The organism is Sphaerisporangium melleum (assembly GCF_014646695.1).
Taxonomy (GTDB): Bacteria; Actinomycetota; Actinomycetes; order Streptosporangiales; family Streptosporangiaceae; genus Sphaerisporangium; species Sphaerisporangium melleum.
The window spans coordinates 151,395-170,535 of sequence record NZ_BMNT01000011.1; the positions used below are offsets into that span (position 1 = coordinate 151,395).

The window sequence follows — 19,141 nt, forward strand, 5'->3', positions numbered from 1 at the left end:
CGCAGGTAGGCGTTCGTGCTCTCGCCCCCGGGCGCCGGCATCGCCGAGACGCCGAGCAGCCGCCGGACGGCCTCCGAGTGCTCGGCCTCCAGCGCGAAGGCGCGGCGCGGCCGGTCCTTGGAGTCGGCGTACGCCGCCCAGAAGGCGCGCTCGCGCTCGTTGAACGCGGACAACGGCTCGTAGACACGGAGATAGGCGGCGTAGGGCAGCACACCTCGAATGGTGCCACGTGGTGGCGAGCGGACGCGAGTGCGGCGGCCGCCTGTGCGCGAGTGGCGTCCCCATCGGGGCCCGGGCGTGTCGCGATACGGACGATCATGGTCAGTCCGTTGGGTGCTGGATAGGGTGGTTTCCTGGATCCGCCGCGATGGGGCGGCGGACGGAAATGACCGGGAGTCACCATAGTGACCGACGTCTTCGGGCTGTCCCACAAGGACTCGGGCCCAACGAACGGACAGGCACGGCACGAGCAGGTCGTCTTCTGCTCGGACGACCGCAGCGGGCTGCACGCCATCATCGCCGTCTACAGCACGGCCCTCGGGCCGGGCCTCGGCGGCACGCGGTTCTACCCCTATGAGAGCGAGCAGGCCGCCCTCGCCGACGTGCTCAACCTCTCGCGGGCGATGGCGTACAAGAACGCCCTCGCGGGGCTCGACCTCGGCGGGGCGAAGGCCGTGATCATCGGCGATCCGGCCAGGGACAAGAGCGAGCCGCTGCTGCGCGCCTACGGGCGCTTCGTGCAGTCGCTCGGCGGGCGCTACTACACGGCCTGCGACGTGGGCACCTACAGCGAGGACATGGACATCGTCGCCAGGGAGTCCCGCTTCGTCACCGGGCGCACCGTCGCCCACGGCGGCGCCGGCGACTCCTCGATCCTGACGGCGTTCGGCGTCTTCCAGGGCATGCGGGCCGCCGCCCAGTACGTTTACGGCACCCCGAGCCTGCGCGGCAGGCGGGTCGGCGTCGAGGGTGTCGGCAAGGTCGGCCACCGGCTGGTCGAGCACCTGCTGGAGGACGGCGCCGAGGTCGTGGTCTGCGACGTGAGCGAGCAGGCCGTCGAGCGGGTCCGCGCGCTGCACCCCGGGGTCGAGGTGGTCGCCGACGCGGCGGCGCTGAAGCTCGCCGACATCGACGTTTACTCTCCGTGTGCACTCGGCGGAGCGCTGGACGACGACACGCTGGCCGGACTCCGGGCGAAGATCGTCTGTGGTGGCGCCAACAACCAGCTCGCGCACCCCGGCGTGGAGAAGCAGCTCGCCGAGCGGGGGATCCTTTACGCTCCGGACTACGTCGTGAACTCCGGCGGCGTGATCCAGGTGGCCGACGAGATCGAGGGGTTCGACATGGACCGCGCCCGGGCAAAGGCGACGCAGATCTTCGACACGACTTTGAAGATCTTTTCGATCGCCGACGAGGAAGGGGTACCGCCTGCGGCCGCGGCCGATAGGCTGGCGGAGCGCAGAATGTCGGAAGTCGGTCGGCTTAGGGGTATTTGGCTGGGCCGCTGACTGCGGACGCCCATACGGCGTACCGACTGGCGCGCAAAACAGGTACGGTTGTAGTCGAACGAGAGCTGAGGCCGGAAGTCAGGCGGCAGCAGCGCGTGGTGCGTTAGCGACGAGGGGTCGGGCACGACCCCGCATGAGGGGGTCGAGCCGATGGGGCGCGGCCGAGCCAAGGCCAAGCAGGTGAAGGTTGCACGCCAGCTGAAGTACAACAGCGGCGGCACCGATCTTGACCGTCTTCGCGAGGAGCTCGGAGTCAATCACGACTCCAACCGACACGATGATGACGTTGTCGATGACGAGCTGGCCGATCGGTATGCCGATTACGCCGGTGACGTCGACGACGATGACGAGGACGAAGGGTCCCGTCGCCGCTAGGCGATCTTCGGGTTGACGCTGACAGGCACCCGGCGGGCGACGGCCCGCCGAGTGCCTCATTCGCGTACCTGGAAGGCTCCTTGCCGCACCACGCGGCAAGGAGCTTTTCGTCGTGTTCCGGCCTCGCGCTGGTCTGTGCCGTACACCCGCGACGCGACCCGGCTCTCCTGAGCGGGCCGGCGGTCCGTCCCGGCACTCCGCCGGCCTGACGTCTCCCCGGCCTCTCCGTGCCGCCCGCAAGCCGTCGTCCCGCCTCCGCCGCACCCGGTGACCGCCGCCCGCGAAGTGGACAAACCGGGCGTTTGTGGGTGTTTCACAGGTGTGATTTACCCCACACGATCATGCGGCTGCGACGCCGCCGGCCGACCCGCGTTCGGACGAGATGCCGGAGCCGAAGGTCCGGCATCGGTCGGAGGTGAAGGGCTCGTCCGCGGAGCCGGCCGGTCGCCGAGATGACGCCGGCCGGTCCCTGCGGAGCCGTTCGGTCAGGCGGTGAAACGGGCCTGCCCGGTGCCCGCGACGATCTCGCCGAGCACCCAGGCGTCCTGGCCGTGGTCACGCAGAGTGGTCAGCGCACCGTCCACGGCGGAGGCGGGCACGACCGCGCACATGCCGACGCCGAGGTTGAACGTGCGGTCCATCTCCTCCTGCGGCACCCCGCCGTACCCGGCGATCACCTCGAAGATGGGCTGCGGCGTCCACGAGGAGCGGTCGAGCAGCGCGTCGACCCCGGCGGGCAGCGAGCGGGCGAGGTTCGCCGCGAGGCCACCGCCGGTGATGTGGGCGAACGCGTGCACCTCGGCCTCGCGGGTGAGGGCCAGGCACGCGAGCGAGTAGATGCGGGTGGGCTCCAGCAGCTCCTCGCCGAGCGTGCGGCCGAGCTCCGGAAGCGACGACTCCAACGAGAGCCCGGCGGTGCGCACGACGTGCCGCACCAGCGAGTAGCCGTTGGAGTGCACGCCCGACGAGGCCAGGCCCAGCACGACGTCCCCAGGTCGCACGCGGTCGGGGCCGAGGAGCCGGTCGGCGTCCACGACGCCGGTGCCCGCGCCGGCCAGGTCGTACTCGTCCGGCCCCATCGCGCCCGGGTGCTCGGCGGTCTCGCCGCCCACCAGCGCGCAGCCCGCCAGGCGGCAGCCCTCGGCCACCCCGCCGACGATGTCGGCGATGCGCTCGGGGACGACCTTGCCGCAGGCGATGTAGTCGGTCATGAACAGTGGCTCGGCTCCGCAGACGACGAGGTCGTCCACGACCATGCCGACCAGGTCGATGCCGATGGTGTCGTGCCTGCCGAGCGCCTGGGCGATCATCACCTTGGTGCCCACGCCGTCGGTGGACGTCGCGAGCAGCGGACGCCGGTAGCGCAGCAGGGCCGAGGCGTCGAACAGCCCGGCGAAGCCACTCGCGTCGTCCACCACCTCCGGCCGCCGCGACCGGGCGACCCGCGACTTCATCAACTCGACGGCACGCTCACCCGCCTCGATGTCGACACCCGCCGCGGCGTAGCTCGCGGAGCCCGCGCCGTTCGCGCTCATGCCTTCGCCTCCAGGACGAACTTGCCGACATTGTCCTGGTCGATCGGGATCGGATACTTGCCGTCGAAGCAGGCCCGGCACAACCGCTCGGCGGGCAGCGTCGTCGACTCGGTCAGCCCGTCCAGCGAGATGTAGCCGAGCGAGTCGGCGTTCAGCGACTCGCGGATCTGCTCCACCGACTTCGAGCCGGCGATCAGCTCGACCTTGGTCGCGAAGTCGATGCCGTAGAAGCACGGCCAGGCCACCGGCGGCGAGGAGATGCGCACATGCACCTCGGTGGCGCCCGCCTCGCGCAGCATCTTGACGATCGCCCGCTGGGTGTTGCCGCGGACGATCGAGTCGTCCACGACCACCAGGCGCTTGCCGGCGATGACCTCGCGCAGCGGGTTGAGCTTGAGCCGGATGCCGAGCTGGCGGATCGTCTGCGACGGCTGGATGAACGTGCGGCCGACGTAGGAGTTCTTGACCAGGCCCTGGCCGTAGGGGATGCCGCTCTCCTCGGCGTACCCGATGGCGGCCGGGGTGCCGGACTCGGGGGTCGGGATCACCAGGTCGGCCTCGACCGGGTGCTCCCTGGCCAGCCTGCGGCCGACCTCCACCCGGGTGGCCTGTACGCCACGTCCGGCGATGGTGGTGTCGGGACGGGCCAGGTAGACGTACTCGAACAGGCAGCCCTTCGGCTCGGCCAGCGCGAACCGGCGCGAGCGCACGCCCTGCTCGTCGATGGTGAGCAGCTCGCCGGGCTCGACCTCGCGGACGAACGTCGCACCGACGATGTCGAGCGCCGCGGTCTCCGAGGCCACCACCCAGCCGCGCTCCAGGCGGCCGAGGACCATGGGCCGGATGCCCTGCGGGTCGCGCGCGGCGTACAGGGTCTTCTCGTCCATGAAGACCAGCGAGTAGGCGCCCTTGACCTGCGGGAGCAGCTCGGCCGCGGAGTCCTCGATGGACCGCGAGCGATCCTGCGCGAGCAGGGAGGTCAGCACCTCGGTGTCGGTGGTCGCCCTGATCGTGCCGGTCGGCAGGCGCGTGGCCAGCTCGGGCGTGTTGATCAGGTTGCCGTTGTGCGCGAGCGCCAGGCCGCCGACGTCGGTGGAGCTGAGGGTCGGCTGGGCGTTCTCCCACACGCTGGATCCGGTCGTGGAGTAGCGGCAGTGCCCGATGGCCAGGTGGCCCCGGAGCGTGCCCAGGACCGACTCGTCGAAGACCTGGGCCACGAGCCCCATGTCCTTGTAGACGAGGATCCTGCTGCCTTCGCTCACCGCGATGCCCGCGGACTCCTGCCCGCGGTGCTGCAACGCGTACAAGCCGTAGTAGGTGAGTTTGGAGACGTCCTCCCCGGGCGCCCATACGCCGAAGACACCACAGGCGTCCTGCGGCGCGCGGTCCCGGGGGTCCAGGTCATGGCCGAGCCGGCCGTCGCCCTTAAGCACGTGCTTCAGTCTAAGTTGGGCTTCCGGCCCGCTGGTAATCCGGGGTCCGGACAATCCAGATTCGGTGATCCGGGCCACCCGTTATCCCGGCCGGCGAACCCGCGCGCTCGCCCACCCGGCCAGGCGGACGCATCGTTCGCCGCACCGGATGCCGTCGTGGGCGGAGTGCCGGAAAGTTGTGCCTGGTTTCGCCGTGTCGGCTCGGCACTGGGGGGCATGCCGAGGGACAGTTGTGCTACCGGCATGCCCATACAGGTCGAAAGAGCGTGACGTGACGACACCTGACGACCCGAACAGCTCCCAGCCGCCCGGCGGCACACCCGGTGGCGGGCGCCCGCCGGGCGACCGGCCCGGCGGCACGCATCCCGGCGAGCCCGCATCGCCCTATGGCGGGTCTCCCACGGGTGGCGGACCTCCCCCAGGGACGCCGCCGCCTCCTCCTGGTGAACCCCCGTACGCCGGGTCCCCCTACGGCGGGCCTGCGCCGTACGGCGAGTCTCCCTACGGGGGGCCTCCCTACGGCGCACCGCCCTACCAAGCCCCCTACGGCGCGCGCCCGCCGGGCGGCGGGCTCGGCACGGCCTCGCTGGTGCTCGGCATCGTCAGCCTGTTCCTGCTGCTCATCTGCGGGCTGGGCGTGATCACGGCGATCGTGGGCCTGATCATGGGGTTTGTCGCGGTGGCGAAGAACAGCAACCGGGGCCGCGCGATCGCCGGCATCGTGCTGAGCGCGCTCTCGCTGCTCCTCGCCCTGGCCGGTTTCCTGTGGTTCATGAACACCTTCAGCGAGTGCCTCAACCTGCAGACCCAGGCCGAGGTGCAGCGGTGCGTGGAGCAGAAGCTCGGCGTCACCAGCGTCGAAACCTCGTCCCTCGCGCCCTGACCCGGCCGATCGCCGCGCTGCCGGAAGCGGGAGGAACGCCGCTAATGGAGCGGGAGGAACGCCGACAGGTCGGCGCGGGCGCCGCTCGCGCTGACCCGGCCGGCGTCCACGGCGTCCTGCCAGGCGACCCGCCCGGTGGCGAGCTCCAGCCAGGTCAGCGGGTCGGTCTCGACCACGTTGGGCGGGGTGCCCCGGGTGTGCCGGGGCCCCGGCACGCACTGCACCGCCGCGTACGGGGGCACCCGCACCTCGACGGTGCGGCCCGGCGCCTGCTCGGCCAGCACCTCCAGCAGGTGGCGTACGGCCAGGCGGGCCACGTCCCGCTCGGGGCGCAGCCCCTTGTCGTACACGCGCAGCACGACCTCGACCGCGGCGTCCGGCGCGCGTGCCGCCGGGCCGTCGTAGGGATGCTCGCCCAGCTCGGCGAGCTGCGCGTCCAGTGCGGCGCGCACCTTCTCCACGTCCACTCTGCGACCGGCCACGCCCCCATCATGCCGGGTTCGTGGCGCGGGGGTCACAGGGCGGCGTCGAGGGTGGCCTCGCCGGGAGCGTCCAGACGGAATCGCGCCGTACGGCCGGCCGCGGTGACCTCGTACTCGCCGAGGAAGCCGGTGAAGCGCACCCGGCCCTGCTCGTCGGTGGCCAGCGTCGTGGGCGGCAGCCACCACTCGCCCTTGACCAGCGAGCGCAGCGCCTCGTAGGAGGGCTTGGGCGTGCCGTCGGTCCGTACGAAGCCGCCGGGCGCGCCGAGCCATCCGCCGTCCGCCATGCCCCAGTACGTCATGGCCTGCACCGAGGGGTGGGACAGCAGGGTCTTGTAGTGCCGCGCGATCTCGTCGGCCTGGCGGGCCTCACCCTCGGGGGTGGAGGGCCACTCGGGGATCTGGTAGTCGTTCAGGTCCACGATCTCCGGGGGCATGAGGTGCCCGGACAGCAGGGTGGTCTCGGTGAAGTGGATGGGCAGGCCATAGCGGGCGAAGCGGTCGATGACCTCCAGGGTCTTCTCCTCGCCCCAGTAGCCCTGGTGCATGTGGCTCTGCAGGCCGAGCGCGTCGATCGTGATGCCGGCCTCCAGCAGGCCCTCGATCAGGCACTCGTACGCGGCGGACATGTCGAAGTCGTTGAGCAGCAGCGTGCCGCCGGGGTTGGCCTCGCGGGCCGCGTCGAAGACCATGCGGACCATCGGGATGCGGCCGATCTCCCGGCACAGCCGGGTGATCCCGTTGTCGTACTTGTCGAAGATCGGCATGATGACGACCTCGTTGATGACGTCCCACATGTCGATCAGCCCGGCGAATCCGCTCACCTCCCGCCGGATGCGGGCGGCCTGCTCGCGGGCGATCTCCTCGTTCGTGAGGTCCAGCAGCCACTCGGCGGTGACCGTGTGCCAGGCGAGGGGGTGGCCCTTCACCGCGCATCCCCGGTCGGCGAACCACCGCGCCGTCTTGCGCAGCCGTTCGGTGTCCGGCTCGCCGCGCGCCGGCTCGAACCGTCCCCAGTAGAAGGGGAGGGTCGCGAAATTGAACAGCTCGAACCACAGCTCGGCCAGGTGCTCCGCCTGCTCGGCCGGGATCTCCTCCGGTGATCCGTCGCCACCGGACGGCTCGCCGTTGGCGAGCGGGATGAACTCGAACCCGGTGCAGCCGAACAGGAAGGCGTGGTCGCGCTGCGCGACGACGACCTCGGCGCCGGTCAGCGGCGCGCCGTCCAGGGTCACGGTGAGGGTGGCGTCGGCGGTGCGGTGCGTTCTGACGGCGGCGTCGGCGGTGTGCGGCGGCATGGGACGTTCCTCCAGGGGGGTCGGGAGGGATGGCGGCCGGGCGGGTGGAGACGGGCACGGACGCCGTCCGTGGCCCGCCCGGTCTCACTCTAGAAGGCTCCCGCGCCCCCGCCCCGCCTGAACGCCGCCTGGCGCGGGCGGGGAGGAGGGTTCAGCTCACGTCGTCCGGGGTGGGGAGGGTGCTCGGCTCCGGAGTCGGGGTCGGGACGCCGTTCTTCAGCGCGCTGCCCTTCTTCCACTGGTTCCAGGTGAGCTGCCAGTAGCTCCACCCGTTGCGCCAGTCGAGCTTGCGCTTGGTGCCGGTCACCTGGACGACGTCGCCGCGCTGGGCGATGGTGTAGAACCACTTGGCACCGGCGGGGGTGGCCCGCACGCAGCCGTGACTCTGGTTGGACCGGCCGAGGAACTGGTAGTCGCCGGCGCTCTGGTGGACGTACTCACCGCTGTCGGAGATGCGCACCGCCCAGGGGATCTCCAGCTTGTAGTACAGCGGGTCCTTGGGGTCGGTGACGCCCATCCAGCCGGACGTCATGGTCTCCACCTGCTTCTTGCCCATGGTCAGGTGGACGCCGCTGGTGGTCAGGTAGACGTCCACGCCGTTCCTGACCAGGCCGCCCCGGCCCGCGCTGATCGGGATGCTCTTGACCAGCTTGCCGTCCCGGCGCACCTTCATGACGTGCTTCTTGGTGTCGACGACCGAGACGTTGGCGGTGCCGATGGCGAAGCGGCGGCTGACGTCCTTGACGGTCTCGTTCCCGGCGAGCCGGGACAGCGCGGCGGTGAAGAGCACCTTCTGGTGCGGCTTCCAGTAGGTGCGGGTGCGGTAGACGACCTTGCGGTCGGAGACCCAGCGCCAGGCGCCCTCGACCGGCTTCTCGGCCTGCACCTGCAGCACTGACTCGACGGCGGCCTTGTTCTTCACCGATCGGTCGAACAGGACGATGATCGGCGATCCGACGCCGATCTTCTCCACCTTCTCTCCCATCGGGGTGATGTCGGCGATGCGCAGGGGCGTCGTCAGCGGCCGCATGGCCAGGCCCGCGACCGTGGCGCCGGCCCCGCGTCCCGGTGTGGCGGAGGGGGAAGGGGTGCCCGCACTCGCCGTGACGGCCGTGCCCCTGCCCGGCGCGGGTTGCGCGTTGGGCACGTCCGTCGAGCAGGCCGCCGCGGTGATCAAGGCGGCGGTGGCCAGCAACGCGGAGGCCGTCCGCTTCAGGGGGTTCACGCTCTACTCCTCATATATGCGTTTCGCAGAGTTCGCTCGGTTCACTAGGAAGGACTCGCAAAACACGGGATATGTGCGCGAAATTCCGATAACGATCGGACAACGATGACTCGGCCCGGTGTTTGGCCTGGAAGATCAGCCGCCGCCGGTGGTGGCCGCCGCGCTCCGGCGGCGCGGGCGAGCGCAGGCGGCGCTGACCAGCCCGGCGAGCGCGACCGCCGCGAGGACGAGATAGGTCCGCTGGAAACCGGACATCAGGTGCTCGACCGCGACCGGGGACGCCTGCGAGAGGGTGCCGGCGTAGACCAGGTCGCGCAGTGAAGGCGGCAGCGCGCTGCCCAGCACGGTCAGTGTGGTCGCGACGCTGAGCACGATGCCGAGGTTCATGATCATCAGCCGGAAGCCGTTGACCACCCCCAGACTGCCCGGCGGCAGCATGCTCATGACCTGCGTCGTGTTGCCGGTGAGGAAGGCGCCGTTGCCGCATCCCGCGAGGAACAGCCCGGCGGCCACGAGCGCGTACGGCGTGCCCGCGCCGGTCGAGGCCATCAAGATCAGCAGCCCGGCGGAGTTGAGCGCACAGCCGCCGACCGACAGCACGTAGGGGGAGACGCGGCGGCCGAGAGCACCCGCGATGGGCGAGGCGACCGCCATGCCCACGGGCACGGGCAGCACCGCCAGCGCCGCCGTGAACGCGTCCAGACCCCGCGCGGCCTGGAAGTACAGCGCGACCAGCAGCACCAGCGCCGAGCGCGACAGGGCGGCGCAGAAGGACGCGAGGTTGGCGAAGGCCAGCATGCGCTCACCGAACAGGCGCAGGTCGAGCACCGGATGCGACGCGCGCCGCTCGACCACCACCAGCAGCGGCAGCAGGACCAGGAACACCAGCAGGCCGGCGGGCACGACCGGACCGGACAGGCCGCGGGAGCCGGCCTCCGAGAGCGCGAACAGCGCGGCGGTCAGCGCCGCGAAGACGATGAGGTTGCCGGCCGCGTCCACCGGCGTGCGTTCCGCCGCGGGCACCCGCCGCAGCGTCGCCCATCCCCACAGCAGCGCCACCACGCCGGGCGGGACGTTCACCCAGAACACCCACTGCCAGCCCGCGGTGTCGGCGATCAGCCCGCCCAGGGTCGGCCCGGCGAGCTGTGCCACCGACAGCGTGCCGATGTACACGCCCATGCCCTGGCTGAGCCGGTCCGGCGGGAAGGCGTCGGTGATGATGACGGTGCCGTTCGCGAGGATCATCGCGGCGCCGAGCGCCTGCAACGCGCGCATGGCGATCAGGAAGCCCACGTTGGGCGACAGCCCGGCCGCCAGCGAGCACACGGTGAACAGGGCGAACCCGGTGAGATAGACCTCCCGCCGTCCGAGCAGGTCGGCGACCCGCCCGAAGAAGACCAGCGTCGCGGTGCTGATCAGCAGGTACGACAGCAGGATCCAGGAGGAGGCGAACGCGCCCGCCTCGAAGTGGCGCACCACCGCCGGCAGGGCCACGTTCAGCGTGCTCGCGTTCACCCCGATGAGGGCGAGCCCGAGGCTGGTGACCGAGCACACCCGCCAGGCGTGGCGAAGTCTCCTGGCGTACTCGGGGGTGCCGGGGACGAGTGGCGTTGCCGTCTCGACAGGGTGGGCGACCATCCCTCAAGTGTGGCGTAAACCCACATATCTGGATTTGCCCACTCAATCCCGCGTCGCCGCAAGGGCGCCACGAGCCGCCGAGCGAAGCGCGGCAGAGCAAGCACTGCGCCCAACTCAGCGGGCGCGCTTGCGCAGACCCTCCAGGTCGTAGATGACCACGCGCCGGCGGCCCGTCTCGATCAGCCCGCGGTCCCGCAACGTACGCAGCGCCTTGCTGACCGCCTCACGCGAGGCGCCCGTCCAGCCGGCCAGCTCGTCCTGCGAGAGCGGCAGCGCCACCCGCACCCCGCCGTTGGTGGGCTCGCCGAACCGCTCGGCGAGCTCGACCAGGCGGGTGGCCACTCTGCCGGTGGTGTCGAACGCGCCGTACTCCACCCGCTTGCGGTCGGAGTCGCGCAGCCGGCCCACGACGATCTGCAGCAGCAGCACCGCCACCCGGCCGTGCTCGCGCAGGTAGCCGGAGAAGTCGCGCACGATGACGCCCTCGACGGCCTCCAGGGCGGTGACCGTACCCGACCGGGGCTCGCCGCTGATGAACGACATCTCGCCGAGCAGCGCTCCGGGGCCGCGGATGGCCAGCACCACCTCGTTGCCGCCGGCGGTGTAGGAGGAGACCTTGACCCGGCCGGAGGTGAGCACGAGCACCCAGTCGGAGGTGTCGCCCTCGGTCATCACGGTCGCGCCGCGCTCCCAGCGCCTCTTGCGCCCCGCGGCGTACAGCGCGTCGCACTCGTCCTTGGTGAGCAGGGACATGAACTCGTCCGGCTCGGCGGCCGGGGTCGGTGTGGTGGGCGTCAACGTTCCTCCCAGAAGTGGCGGGCGGGGCAACGTGCGATTCCGGCGACATTCGCATCTTGCCGCGCGCCCCTGTCGCCGTCCCGGTCGTTTTCCCGGTACGGACGCAGGTGGTCCCGGTATTTCTACCGTTCGGCGTCGCCTGGAACCGCATCGGCCGCTTCGGCCGCATCGTCGAGGGCGGTGAGCACGTACGCCTCGACGCTGCGCTCCTTGCCCTTGAGGTTGAGCTCGCCGAGGGGGTGCGCGACGGCGGACGACCCGATCTGCTCCCGTGTCGTGGCCCCGATGACCACCGTGCCCGGCTCGGCCAGCCCCTCCAGGCGCGCCGCGACGTTCACGGCGTCGCCCATCGCGTTGAACCCGCGCAGTTCGGGGCTGCCGATGTTGCCCACCAGCGCGAGCCCGGTGTTGATGCCGATGCGGAACCGCGGGTAGTCCGGGTTGCCCGCGGCGATCTCCTCGGCGGCGGCCTGCATCTCCAGGGCGGCCCGTGCGGCGTGCGTGGCGTGGTCACGCTGGGCGGCGGGGGCGTTGAACAGGGCCAGCAGCGCGTCCCCGACGAACTGCACGATCGTGCCGCCGTTACGCAGAATCGCCGGCACCGCCGCGGCGTGGTAGCGGTTCAGCATCTCCACGATCTCGCCCGGCGACACCCGCTCGGAGAACGAGGTGAAGCCCTTCAGGTCGGCGAACAGCGCGGTCAGCTCCACCAGCGACCCGCCCAGCGCCGCCTGGTCGGGGTCGGCGAGCAGGGACGCCGCGACATCGGGCGACATGTACTGGCGGAACAGCGTCTCCAGTTCGCGGTACAGCCGGGCGTTCTCCAGCGTGATCGAGAGCTGGCTGGCCAGGGTCGCGGCCAGCGCCTCGTCCTGGCGGGTCACCCCCACCGGCACCTGGAGCGCTCCGGCGACCACGCCCTTGACGGTGAGCGGGTGGATCACCGCGCCATCGCCGTCGAGCGTCTCGGTGGCCTTGAACTCGTCCACCCCGTACGTTCGGTCGCCCAATGCGATCGTGCCGTGCGAGACCAGCCCGATGCGCACGTCCCCGTACGCCGCGCGGACCCGGTCGAGGGCTCCGGCGAGCAGGGTGACCTCGTCCAGGCCCACCCGCGCCTGCCGCCCGACGTCGACCAGGGCGCCCAGCCGCAGCGACAGTTCGCGCTCGGCCGCCAGCGCCTGCCCGGCGCGGTCCAGGACGGCGGCCTGGCCCTCGTTCAGCCGGAACTTGCCCGCCAGCCGCAGCGCGACCGGCGCCCGGGTGGTCGTGCCGCTCTCGGACATGCGCCGCAGGTGGCCGACCACTTCCTCCAGCGCCTGGTCGTACTGCCCCTGGATGCGGCGTACGGTCGCCGCCAGCGTCACCGAGTCGAACAGGCCCTGGCTGGACCCCTCCCGGCGGAACTGGATGTAGGCGCTGTAAGCGACGAACAGGAAGGCCCCGACCAGCAGCAGGTGCCACTCCCACCACGAGAGCACCCAGTTCGGGCGGTAGAAGCCGGCGATCATCGCCTCGCCGAGCAGGGCGTACGCGGTGACCAGGCTCACCAGCATCGCCGAGGGGCGGCGGCGGTGGATGCGGAACATCAACGCGGCCGACACGGCGTACAGCGCGGCGCCGGCCCAGGAGAACAGGCCGATGGTGGCTCCGCCCTTCGGGGGCGGCGCGCTCAGTGGGGTCAGGCCGTCGATCAGCGACGCGGCGCCCCAGATGATCAGAATGATCACCAGGCCGGTCCGGAGCAGGTCGGCGCGCTTGAGCACGGCCGCAGCCGCCCGCTCGCCGAGCGGCAGCGAGGAGGCGAAGGCCAGGACCGAGGCGAACGCCAGGCCGACCGGCTGGCCGATGTCGAAGCCGTAGCTGCCGGTCGGAAGGATGATGCGAGGCGTCGTCAGGCCGTGCAGCAGGAAGAAGCCGGCGGTGCTCAGGAAGACCAGCGACACCAGCAGCAGCCGCGCGTCCTTGTGCCGGGTGGCGGCCTGGCTGATCATCAGGCCGAGTACGACGTTGATTCCGGCGATGGCGACGATCAGCCAGAAGTGGCTCGGCGGGTGCTCCCAGGTGATGTTGAGCGTCTCGGGGTAGGCGAGCAGCAGCCACAGGCCGAGCAGCGGCAGGGCCAGGTGCATCGCCCACACGATGCCGCGCACCGGATGCGTCGCGGGCGGAAGGTAGGGCGCGAAGTCCAGGCCGTCGTCCGGTGCCGCCCCATCCGTCCCGGTGCCTCCCGGTCCTGCCGCCACGCCGGGCGCGCCGGCGGCGTCCCTCTCGCCGGCCCCATCCGACTCGCCCGGCTCATCCCGTTTCTCGCCCGGTGGCGGCGCTCCGGCGCCGGTCTTGGGAAACAGGATCGTCCCGGACGCGTTGTCCGCGGGTACGCCGGAGTCGGATGTGGCAGGCGTTCGATCATTCGACGGCACGGTGGCCTCCGCATCAGCCAGTCGATTTCTCCCCCAGATGCGCTGATTATCCCGCCACCTCCTCCGGCGGGCGAACGGTGGAGGCCGACCTGGGGCGGGCGATCGAGAGCGAAGTGCACACCGAGCTGTAGTGGTATGCCCGAAATATCGGTTACGTTGGCCGGGTATCTGGTCCCATTCAGCGTAGATGTGGGGGGGCCGGCACGGATCACGGTGGCGGTGGATCTTGCTGTGGGGGATCCACCGCCCAACCGTGACCGCAGGTGACCCGGACCGGATCCCAACCTCGGGCGACCGGTCCCGGGCCGGAATCAGATGTCAGGACGCGAAGATCGCCGGAATCGTCCCCGCGTGCACGGCACGCAGCTCGTCCACCGGGACCTCCAGCACCCCCTCCACGGTGAGCGCCGAGCCGCCGGTGGCCCCGATGCAGTAGTACGGGACCTCGCGGCGCGCGCACAGATCGGCCAGCGCGTCGTAGGACTCGGGCCGCACCGCGAGCAGCACCCGGCCGGTGGACTCGCTGAACAGATCCACGAAGGCGTCGTCCCCGGGCAGGTGCACCGTGGCGCCCACGCCACGGGCCAGGCACGCCTCGGTGAGCGCGATGGCCAGCCCCCCGTCGGACACGTCATGCGAGCCCTCGACCAGCCCGCGGCCCGCGGCCTCGACCAGCACCGCGGCGAGCGCCCGCTCGGCGTCCAGGTCGACGGCCGGCGGCAGGCCGCCAAGGTGGCCGTGCACGACGTGCGCCCACTCCGAACCGCCGAACTCCGCCCGGGTGTCGCCGAGGAGCACGACCTTCAACTCGGGGGCGGTGAACCCGTGACGCACCCGCTTGCGGACGTCGTCCAGCACGCCGAGCACGCCCACCACCGGCGTCGGGTGGATCGGAGTGGACCCGGTCTGGTTGTAGAAGGACACGTTGCCGCCGGTGACCGGCACGCCGAGCGTCTTGCACGCGTCGGCCAGGCCGCGCACCGCCTCGGCGAACTGCCACATCACCTCGGGGTCCTCCGGGGAGCCGAAGTTCAGGCAGTTGGTCACCGCGAGCGGGCGGGCCCCGGTGACCGCGACGTTGCGGTACGCCTCGGCCAGCGCGAGCTGGGCGCCGGCGTAGGGGTCGAGCCGGGCGTAGCGGCCGTTGCCGTCGGTGGCGAGCGCGATGCCGCGGTCGGTCTCCTCGGCGCCCGGCATCACCTCGCCGATGCGCAGCACACCCGCGTCGGCCGGCGTGGCGAGCACGGTGTTGCCCCGCACATAACGGTCGTACTGGGAGGTCACCCACTCTTTGGAGGCGAGGTTCGGCGAGCCGAGCAGCGTGAGCAGCGTCGCGCGCAGGTCGTCCGGACGGGCGAGCCGCCCGGCGTCGTCGGCGTTGAGCGCCGCCTGCCCCGCGGGCTCGTGGAACGGCCGCTCGTACACCGGGCCGTCATCGGCCGCGGTGCCCGGCGGGATGTCCACGATGACCTCGCCCTTCCAGGTCATCACCAGCCGGCCGGTGTCGGTGACCTCGCCGATCACCGTGGCCGGGACGTCCCACCTGGCGCAGATCGCCATGAACGCGTCGATGTCCTCGGGCGTGACGACCGCCATCATCCGCTCCTGCGACTCGCTCATGAGGATCTCCTCAGGGCGGAGCGAGGGGTCGCGCAGCGGGACCAGGCCGAGGTCGACGCGCATGCCGCCGGTGCCCTTGGCGGCCAGCTCGGTGGTCGCGCAGGACACGCCGGCGGCGCCGAGGTCCTGGATGCCGACCACCACGTCGGCCTCGAACAGCTCCAGGCAGCACTCGATGAGGAGCTTCTCCATGAACGGGTCGCCGACCTGCACGGCCGGGCGCTTGGCGTGCGACTCGTCCTCGAACGTCGCCGAGGCCAGCACGGACGCGCCGCCGATGCCGTCGGGACCGGTGCTCGCGCCGAACAGCACGACCTTGTTCCCCGGCCCGGGCGCGGTCGCCAGCTTGATCTGGTCCTTGCGCAGCAGGCCGACGCACAGCGCGTTCACCAGCGGATTGCCGATGTAGCAGGGGTCGAAGGAGGTCTCGCCACCGATGTTGGGCAGGCCCAGGCAGTTGCCGTAGGAACCGACGCCCTCGACCACCCCCGGCAGCACCCGGCGGGTGTCGGGGGCGTCCAGCGGACCGAAGCGCAAGGCGTCCATCACCGCCACCGGGCGAGCGCCCATCGACATGATGTCGCGGACGATGCCGCCCACGCCGGTCGCCGCACCCTGGTGCGGCTCGACGTACGACGGGTGGTTGTGCGACTCGATCTTGAAGGTCGCGGCCCAGCCGTCGCCGATGTCCACCACACCGGCGTTCTCGCCCATGCCCACCAGCAGGGCCTCGGACTCGGGGGCCTTGCTGCCGAACTGGCGCAGATGCACCTTGGAGGACTTGTAGGAGCAGTGCTCGCTCCACATCACCGAGTAGATGGCCAGCTCGGACGAGGTGGGGCGGCGGCCCAGGATGGTCCGCACCCGCTCGTACTCGTCGGTCTTCATGCCGAGCTCGGCGTACGGCTGCGGCTCGTCGGGGGTCTCGGTGGCCCGCCTGACAGAGTCGGTCATGTGTGCTCCTCGCCCGCTGCTCGCGGCGGCTCCGGTCGTCGTGGCCTCGGTCACAGGTTCGGTCACAGGTTCGCGAACCTCTTCAGGATGGAGGTGAAGAAGCCGCGCCCGTCCACGCTGGGCGCGCCGGTCAGCTCCTCGACCGCGTGCTCGGGGTGCGGCATGAGGCCGACGACGTTCCCGGCCTCGTTGCAGATGCCGGCGATGTCGTTGATGGAGCCGTTCGGGTTGCCGCCCAGGTAGCGGAACACCACCTGGCCACCGGCCTCCAGCGCCGCGATCGTCGCGGCGTCGGCGACGTACCGGCCCTCGCCGTGCTTGATCGGCAGCAGGATCTCCTGACCGGAGGCGTACTCGCCGGTCCAGGCCGTGGCGGCGTTCTCGACCAGAATGCGCTGGTCACGGCAGACGTAGTGCAGCCCCTCGTTGCGCGTGAGCGCACCCGGCAGCAGGTGCGCCTCGCAGAGGATCTGGAAGCCGTTGCACGTGCCGAGGACGGGCAGGCCGGCGCGTGCGGCAGGGATCAACTCCTCCATCAGCGGCGCGAAGCGGGAGATGGCCCCGCAGCGAAGGTAGTCACCGTAGGAGAACCCACCGGGCAGGAAGACCGCGTCCACGCCCTTCAGATCGCGGTCGGCGTGCCACAACGGCACCGCCTCGGCGCCCGCGTGCCTGACGGCCCGCGCGGCGTCCTGATCGTCCAGAGTTCCGGGAAAAGTGACCACGCCCACACGGGCAGCACCCATGGTCTCGTACCCTCCACATGCGAGCGCCGCGCCGGCGTCTCACTCATCGACGACGGCCCGCGGCGGTAACCCCCAGGCTACCTGCTACCCCCAAGCGACCCGTCCGACCCCTCACCTCGTCACTGACACCCACCCGGGCAGGGATTTCCATATCGGACATCGCTCCTGCTCAAGCAACTGAGAAGCTTGGCACAGGCAGCAGTTCGTCTGGCCATCGATGAGCGTGATCGCGCTGGAGGAAGAAGAGGAGGCACGATGAGCGCCCGATACAGCAAATGGAGTGACGTCAAGGCCAGGGGGCGAGCGCTGGACCCTCGTAGTGATGCCGAGCGGGCAGCTGGGGAAGTGGCTGCTCGTGAACGCCGCGAAGCCTACGTGCGCGGCCACCGGTTTGCCGAGATGCCCAGGGCCGCCGGGGTTCACACAGACGGAGCTCCCGGAGGCACCCGGCGTCACTCAGGTGAGAATTTCCAGGATCGAGCACGGTGATATGGCTGGCATGGACATCGTTAGTCGTACTCCGTGGCCTCTCGCCATCCGCAATGTCACAAAGAAGTGAACCAGAACTTGGGAGGGGAGACTTTCGGATCGATGACGCGGAGCCGGCTCGCCGGGGTCGGATCCACTCCTCGCAAGGTGATCAGCCGCTGGCCGTCCGCTTCTTCCAGCATCGCCAGCGCCCCTGGGAGCCCGGCGACCACTGTCGCGATCGCGATGCTCAATCCGGCCAGTCCCGAGTGCCTGTGCGGATACTCGACGCGATGTAGCCCGGAAGCCCTGATGGCCGCGACTTCTCGTTCGCGTTGCATCTGCCGGCCGTCGTTGGTCAGGACAACCTGGAACCCCTCATCCGCCGCACGGGGATAAAGACTCTCGTCACGGGTCCCCGACCATCCCGGGAGATCCAGCAGATGAACGATCTCGTGGTCCACGATGAAAGCAGTGAGGACCTGCTGGAGTTGTCGTGGGACGTTCTCATCCAGAAGCAGCCTCACGCGGCTCCCAGGAAGGCTCGTAGCTGTCGACGTAAGCGGCGAAGTCGGCCGCGTCGATCGCGGCCGACGCGGTGACGTTCGGGTAGTAGTCGGAGATCCGATCTGCGGGAACACCGTCTCGCAGCAATGCCGCCACCTCGTCGTAAGGAATCCGAGTTCCTTCGATCACCGGGACGCCGCCGCGGACCCCCGGATCGACGGTCACGTGCTCACGTGGCCGGAGCAGATCCGGAATATGCCGCCCATCGCGATAGAAGGGACGCAGCACGTCGACCAACTCATGGATGACGAGGTGTGCTCTCTGGTGTACGAGATCGGTCGCTCGATCACGCTCCACCAGATAGATCGTGCTCCCATCGGCTACCAGCCGGTACGCCGACAGATGCTCACGTTCATGGAGGTCATCGCGAAGCGTGTCCAGGGCCCGCCGGATCTTCTGCAGTGACACATCGTTGCGAAGCTTCACGAAGGTCCGCAACGCGATGACATCACGGAACGAATAGAGGATGGGACGGCCGCTGGAGATCTCCGGTACGAGGACCGGCCCATGGCCGGCACCGGCCTGGCGCCAGTGCGCGAGCTGGCGAAGCGTGGCCCCCGACAATGCCGCAGCGAGCTTGGGACTGTAGGACACCTGCTTCACCTCCTCCACATCGTGACCGGGAAGACGGGCTACCGGGCCATCATCGCAAAGATCCCGTCGGTCCTCATGCTCCTTTCAGCAGGGCGTCGATCGATGGCGTCGGAGGAGAGTGGTCGTGCCGTGGTGCTCGTCGTGATCGGAGAGGACGAACCAGAGGGTGTGGCGGGGGTGGTCTTCGGTGAAGCCCCAGCGGGTGGACAGGGCACGGATCAGGCGGACTCCCCGGCCGGAGGAGGATAGGTCGTCGTCCTGGTGGGCGGGGATGCTCGGGATGGTCGGGCCGCCCTCGTCGGCGACCTCGACGCGTACCGCCTCGTTCACCTCGATCGTCACGGCGACGCAGATCACCGCGGAGTCGGTGTGCACCAGGGAGTTGGTGGCGGCCTCCGAGAGCAGCAGGACCGCGTCGTCGCGGCGGGGATGACCGTCCAGGATCTTGCCCAGCCAGCGCCGGGCCTCGGCCACTGATGCGCAGGTGGCGGGGAAGGAGGCGGTCTCGGTTCGTGGCGCGGGAATGCTCATCGCGTCGGACGTCCTTGGCGGGGAGATGCGGTGGGAAGAAAAGGGCGTACGGGCACACCGGGC

17 protein-coding genes are annotated in these 19,141 nt (G+C 70.6%); 3 read left to right on the forward strand and 14 right to left on the reverse strand.

Annotation, left to right across the window (positions count from 1 at the left end; genetic code table 11):
- The coding region (locus tag IEY93_RS38055) for a DUF8083 family protein (RefSeq protein ID WP_506344919.1) at positions 1-212 on the reverse strand (212 nt) is incomplete at its 3' end.
- 192 nt (positions 213-404) lie between these two features.
- Here IEY93_RS38055 and IEY93_RS12025 point away from each other — a divergent pair.
- Both IEY93_RS12025 and IEY93_RS12030 read left to right on the forward strand, forming a co-directional pair.
- A complete protein-coding gene (locus IEY93_RS12025; protein WP_189163080.1) occupies positions 405-1,508 on the forward strand; it encodes a Leu/Phe/Val dehydrogenase in 1,104 nt (367 codons plus the stop codon).
- A gap of 150 nt (positions 1,509-1,658) precedes the next feature.
- Positions 1,659-1,883, forward strand: a complete 225-nt coding sequence (locus tag IEY93_RS12030) for a DUF3073 domain-containing protein (RefSeq protein ID WP_189163081.1) — start codon at positions 1,659-1,661, stop codon at positions 1,881-1,883.
- A 485-nt stretch (positions 1,884-2,368) separates the two neighbouring features.
- Here IEY93_RS12030 and purM read toward each other — a convergent pair whose 3' ends face one another.
- Positions 2,369-3,418 carry a phosphoribosylformylglycinamidine cyclo-ligase gene (gene purM, locus IEY93_RS12035; RefSeq protein WP_189163082.1) on the reverse strand — a complete coding sequence of 350 codons (1,050 nt, stop codon included), beginning with the start codon at positions 3,416-3,418 and terminating at the stop codon, positions 2,369-2,371.
- Positions 3,415-4,851 carry an amidophosphoribosyltransferase gene (gene purF / locus IEY93_RS12040; RefSeq protein WP_189163083.1) on the reverse strand — a complete coding sequence of 479 codons (1,437 nt, stop codon included), beginning with the start codon at positions 4,849-4,851 and terminating at the stop codon, positions 3,415-3,417. The genes purM and purF overlap by 4 nt, the downstream gene beginning before the upstream one ends.
- Before the next feature lie 271 nt (positions 4,852-5,122).
- Between purF and IEY93_RS12045 the strand changes: the two genes are divergently transcribed.
- Positions 5,123-5,734, forward strand: coding sequence for a DUF4190 domain-containing protein (locus IEY93_RS12045; RefSeq protein ID WP_189163084.1), 612 nt, complete (start codon positions 5,123-5,125; stop codon positions 5,732-5,734).
- 41 nt (positions 5,735-5,775) lie between these two features.
- Here IEY93_RS12045 and IEY93_RS12050 read toward each other — a convergent pair whose 3' ends face one another.
- The 11 genes from IEY93_RS12050 to IEY93_RS12100 all read right to left on the reverse strand — a co-directional run bounded on the left by IEY93_RS12050 (position 5,776) and on the right by IEY93_RS12100 (position 19,078).
- The gene (locus IEY93_RS12050; RefSeq protein ID WP_189163085.1) at positions 5,776-6,216 is read right to left on the reverse strand and encodes a sterol carrier family protein; all 441 of its coding nucleotides are present in this window, start codon (positions 6,214-6,216) and stop codon (positions 5,776-5,778) included.
- 32 nt (positions 6,217-6,248) lie between these two features.
- On the reverse strand, positions 6,249-7,514 hold the full coding sequence (locus tag IEY93_RS12055) for an endo-1,4-beta-xylanase (RefSeq protein ID WP_189163086.1): 1,266 nt from the start codon (positions 7,512-7,514) through the stop codon (positions 6,249-6,251).
- A 151-nt stretch (positions 7,515-7,665) separates the two neighbouring features.
- On the reverse strand, positions 7,666-8,739 hold the full coding sequence (locus IEY93_RS12060) for a L,D-transpeptidase (protein ID WP_189163087.1): 1,074 nt from the start codon (positions 8,737-8,739) through the stop codon (positions 7,666-7,668).
- Positions 8,740-8,874: 135 nt separating this feature from the next.
- Positions 8,875-10,377 carry an MFS transporter gene (locus IEY93_RS12065; RefSeq protein WP_189163088.1) on the reverse strand — a complete coding sequence of 501 codons (1,503 nt, stop codon included), beginning with the start codon at positions 10,375-10,377 and terminating at the stop codon, positions 8,875-8,877.
- A gap of 114 nt (positions 10,378-10,491) precedes the next feature.
- Positions 10,492-11,175: a Crp/Fnr family transcriptional regulator gene (locus IEY93_RS12070; RefSeq protein WP_229691062.1), complete on the reverse strand. Its 684-nt coding sequence runs from the start codon at positions 11,173-11,175 to the stop codon at positions 10,492-10,494.
- A gap of 122 nt (positions 11,176-11,297) precedes the next feature.
- On the reverse strand, positions 11,298-13,421 hold the full coding sequence (locus IEY93_RS12075) for an adenylate/guanylate cyclase domain-containing protein (RefSeq protein ID WP_229691063.1): 2,124 nt from the start codon (positions 13,419-13,421) through the stop codon (positions 11,298-11,300).
- A 495-nt stretch (positions 13,422-13,916) separates the two neighbouring features.
- The gene (gene purL / locus IEY93_RS12080) at positions 13,917-16,172 is read right to left on the reverse strand and encodes a phosphoribosylformylglycinamidine synthase subunit PurL (RefSeq protein ID WP_189163089.1); all 2,256 of its coding nucleotides are present in this window, start codon (positions 16,170-16,172) and stop codon (positions 13,917-13,919) included.
- A gap of 62 nt (positions 16,173-16,234) precedes the next feature.
- Positions 16,235-16,918: a phosphoribosylformylglycinamidine synthase subunit PurQ gene (gene purQ / locus IEY93_RS12085; RefSeq protein ID WP_189163090.1), complete on the reverse strand. Its 684-nt coding sequence runs from the start codon at positions 16,916-16,918 to the stop codon at positions 16,235-16,237.
- 545 nt (positions 16,919-17,463) lie between these two features.
- Positions 17,464-17,913 (reverse strand): PIN-like domain-containing protein, encoded by a 450-nt coding sequence (locus IEY93_RS12090; RefSeq protein WP_189163091.1) that lies wholly within the window; start codon positions 17,911-17,913, stop codon positions 17,464-17,466.
- The gene (locus IEY93_RS12095; protein WP_203968564.1) at positions 17,894-18,556 is read right to left on the reverse strand and encodes a DUF433 domain-containing protein; all 663 of its coding nucleotides are present in this window, start codon (positions 18,554-18,556) and stop codon (positions 17,894-17,896) included. The genes IEY93_RS12090 and IEY93_RS12095 overlap by 20 nt, the downstream gene beginning before the upstream one ends.
- Positions 18,557-18,631: 75 nt before the next feature.
- Complete coding sequence (locus IEY93_RS12100) at positions 18,632-19,078, reverse strand: ATP-binding protein (RefSeq protein WP_189163092.1); 447 nt, start codon at positions 19,076-19,078, stop codon at positions 18,632-18,634.
- Positions 19,079-19,141 lie beyond the last annotated feature (63 nt).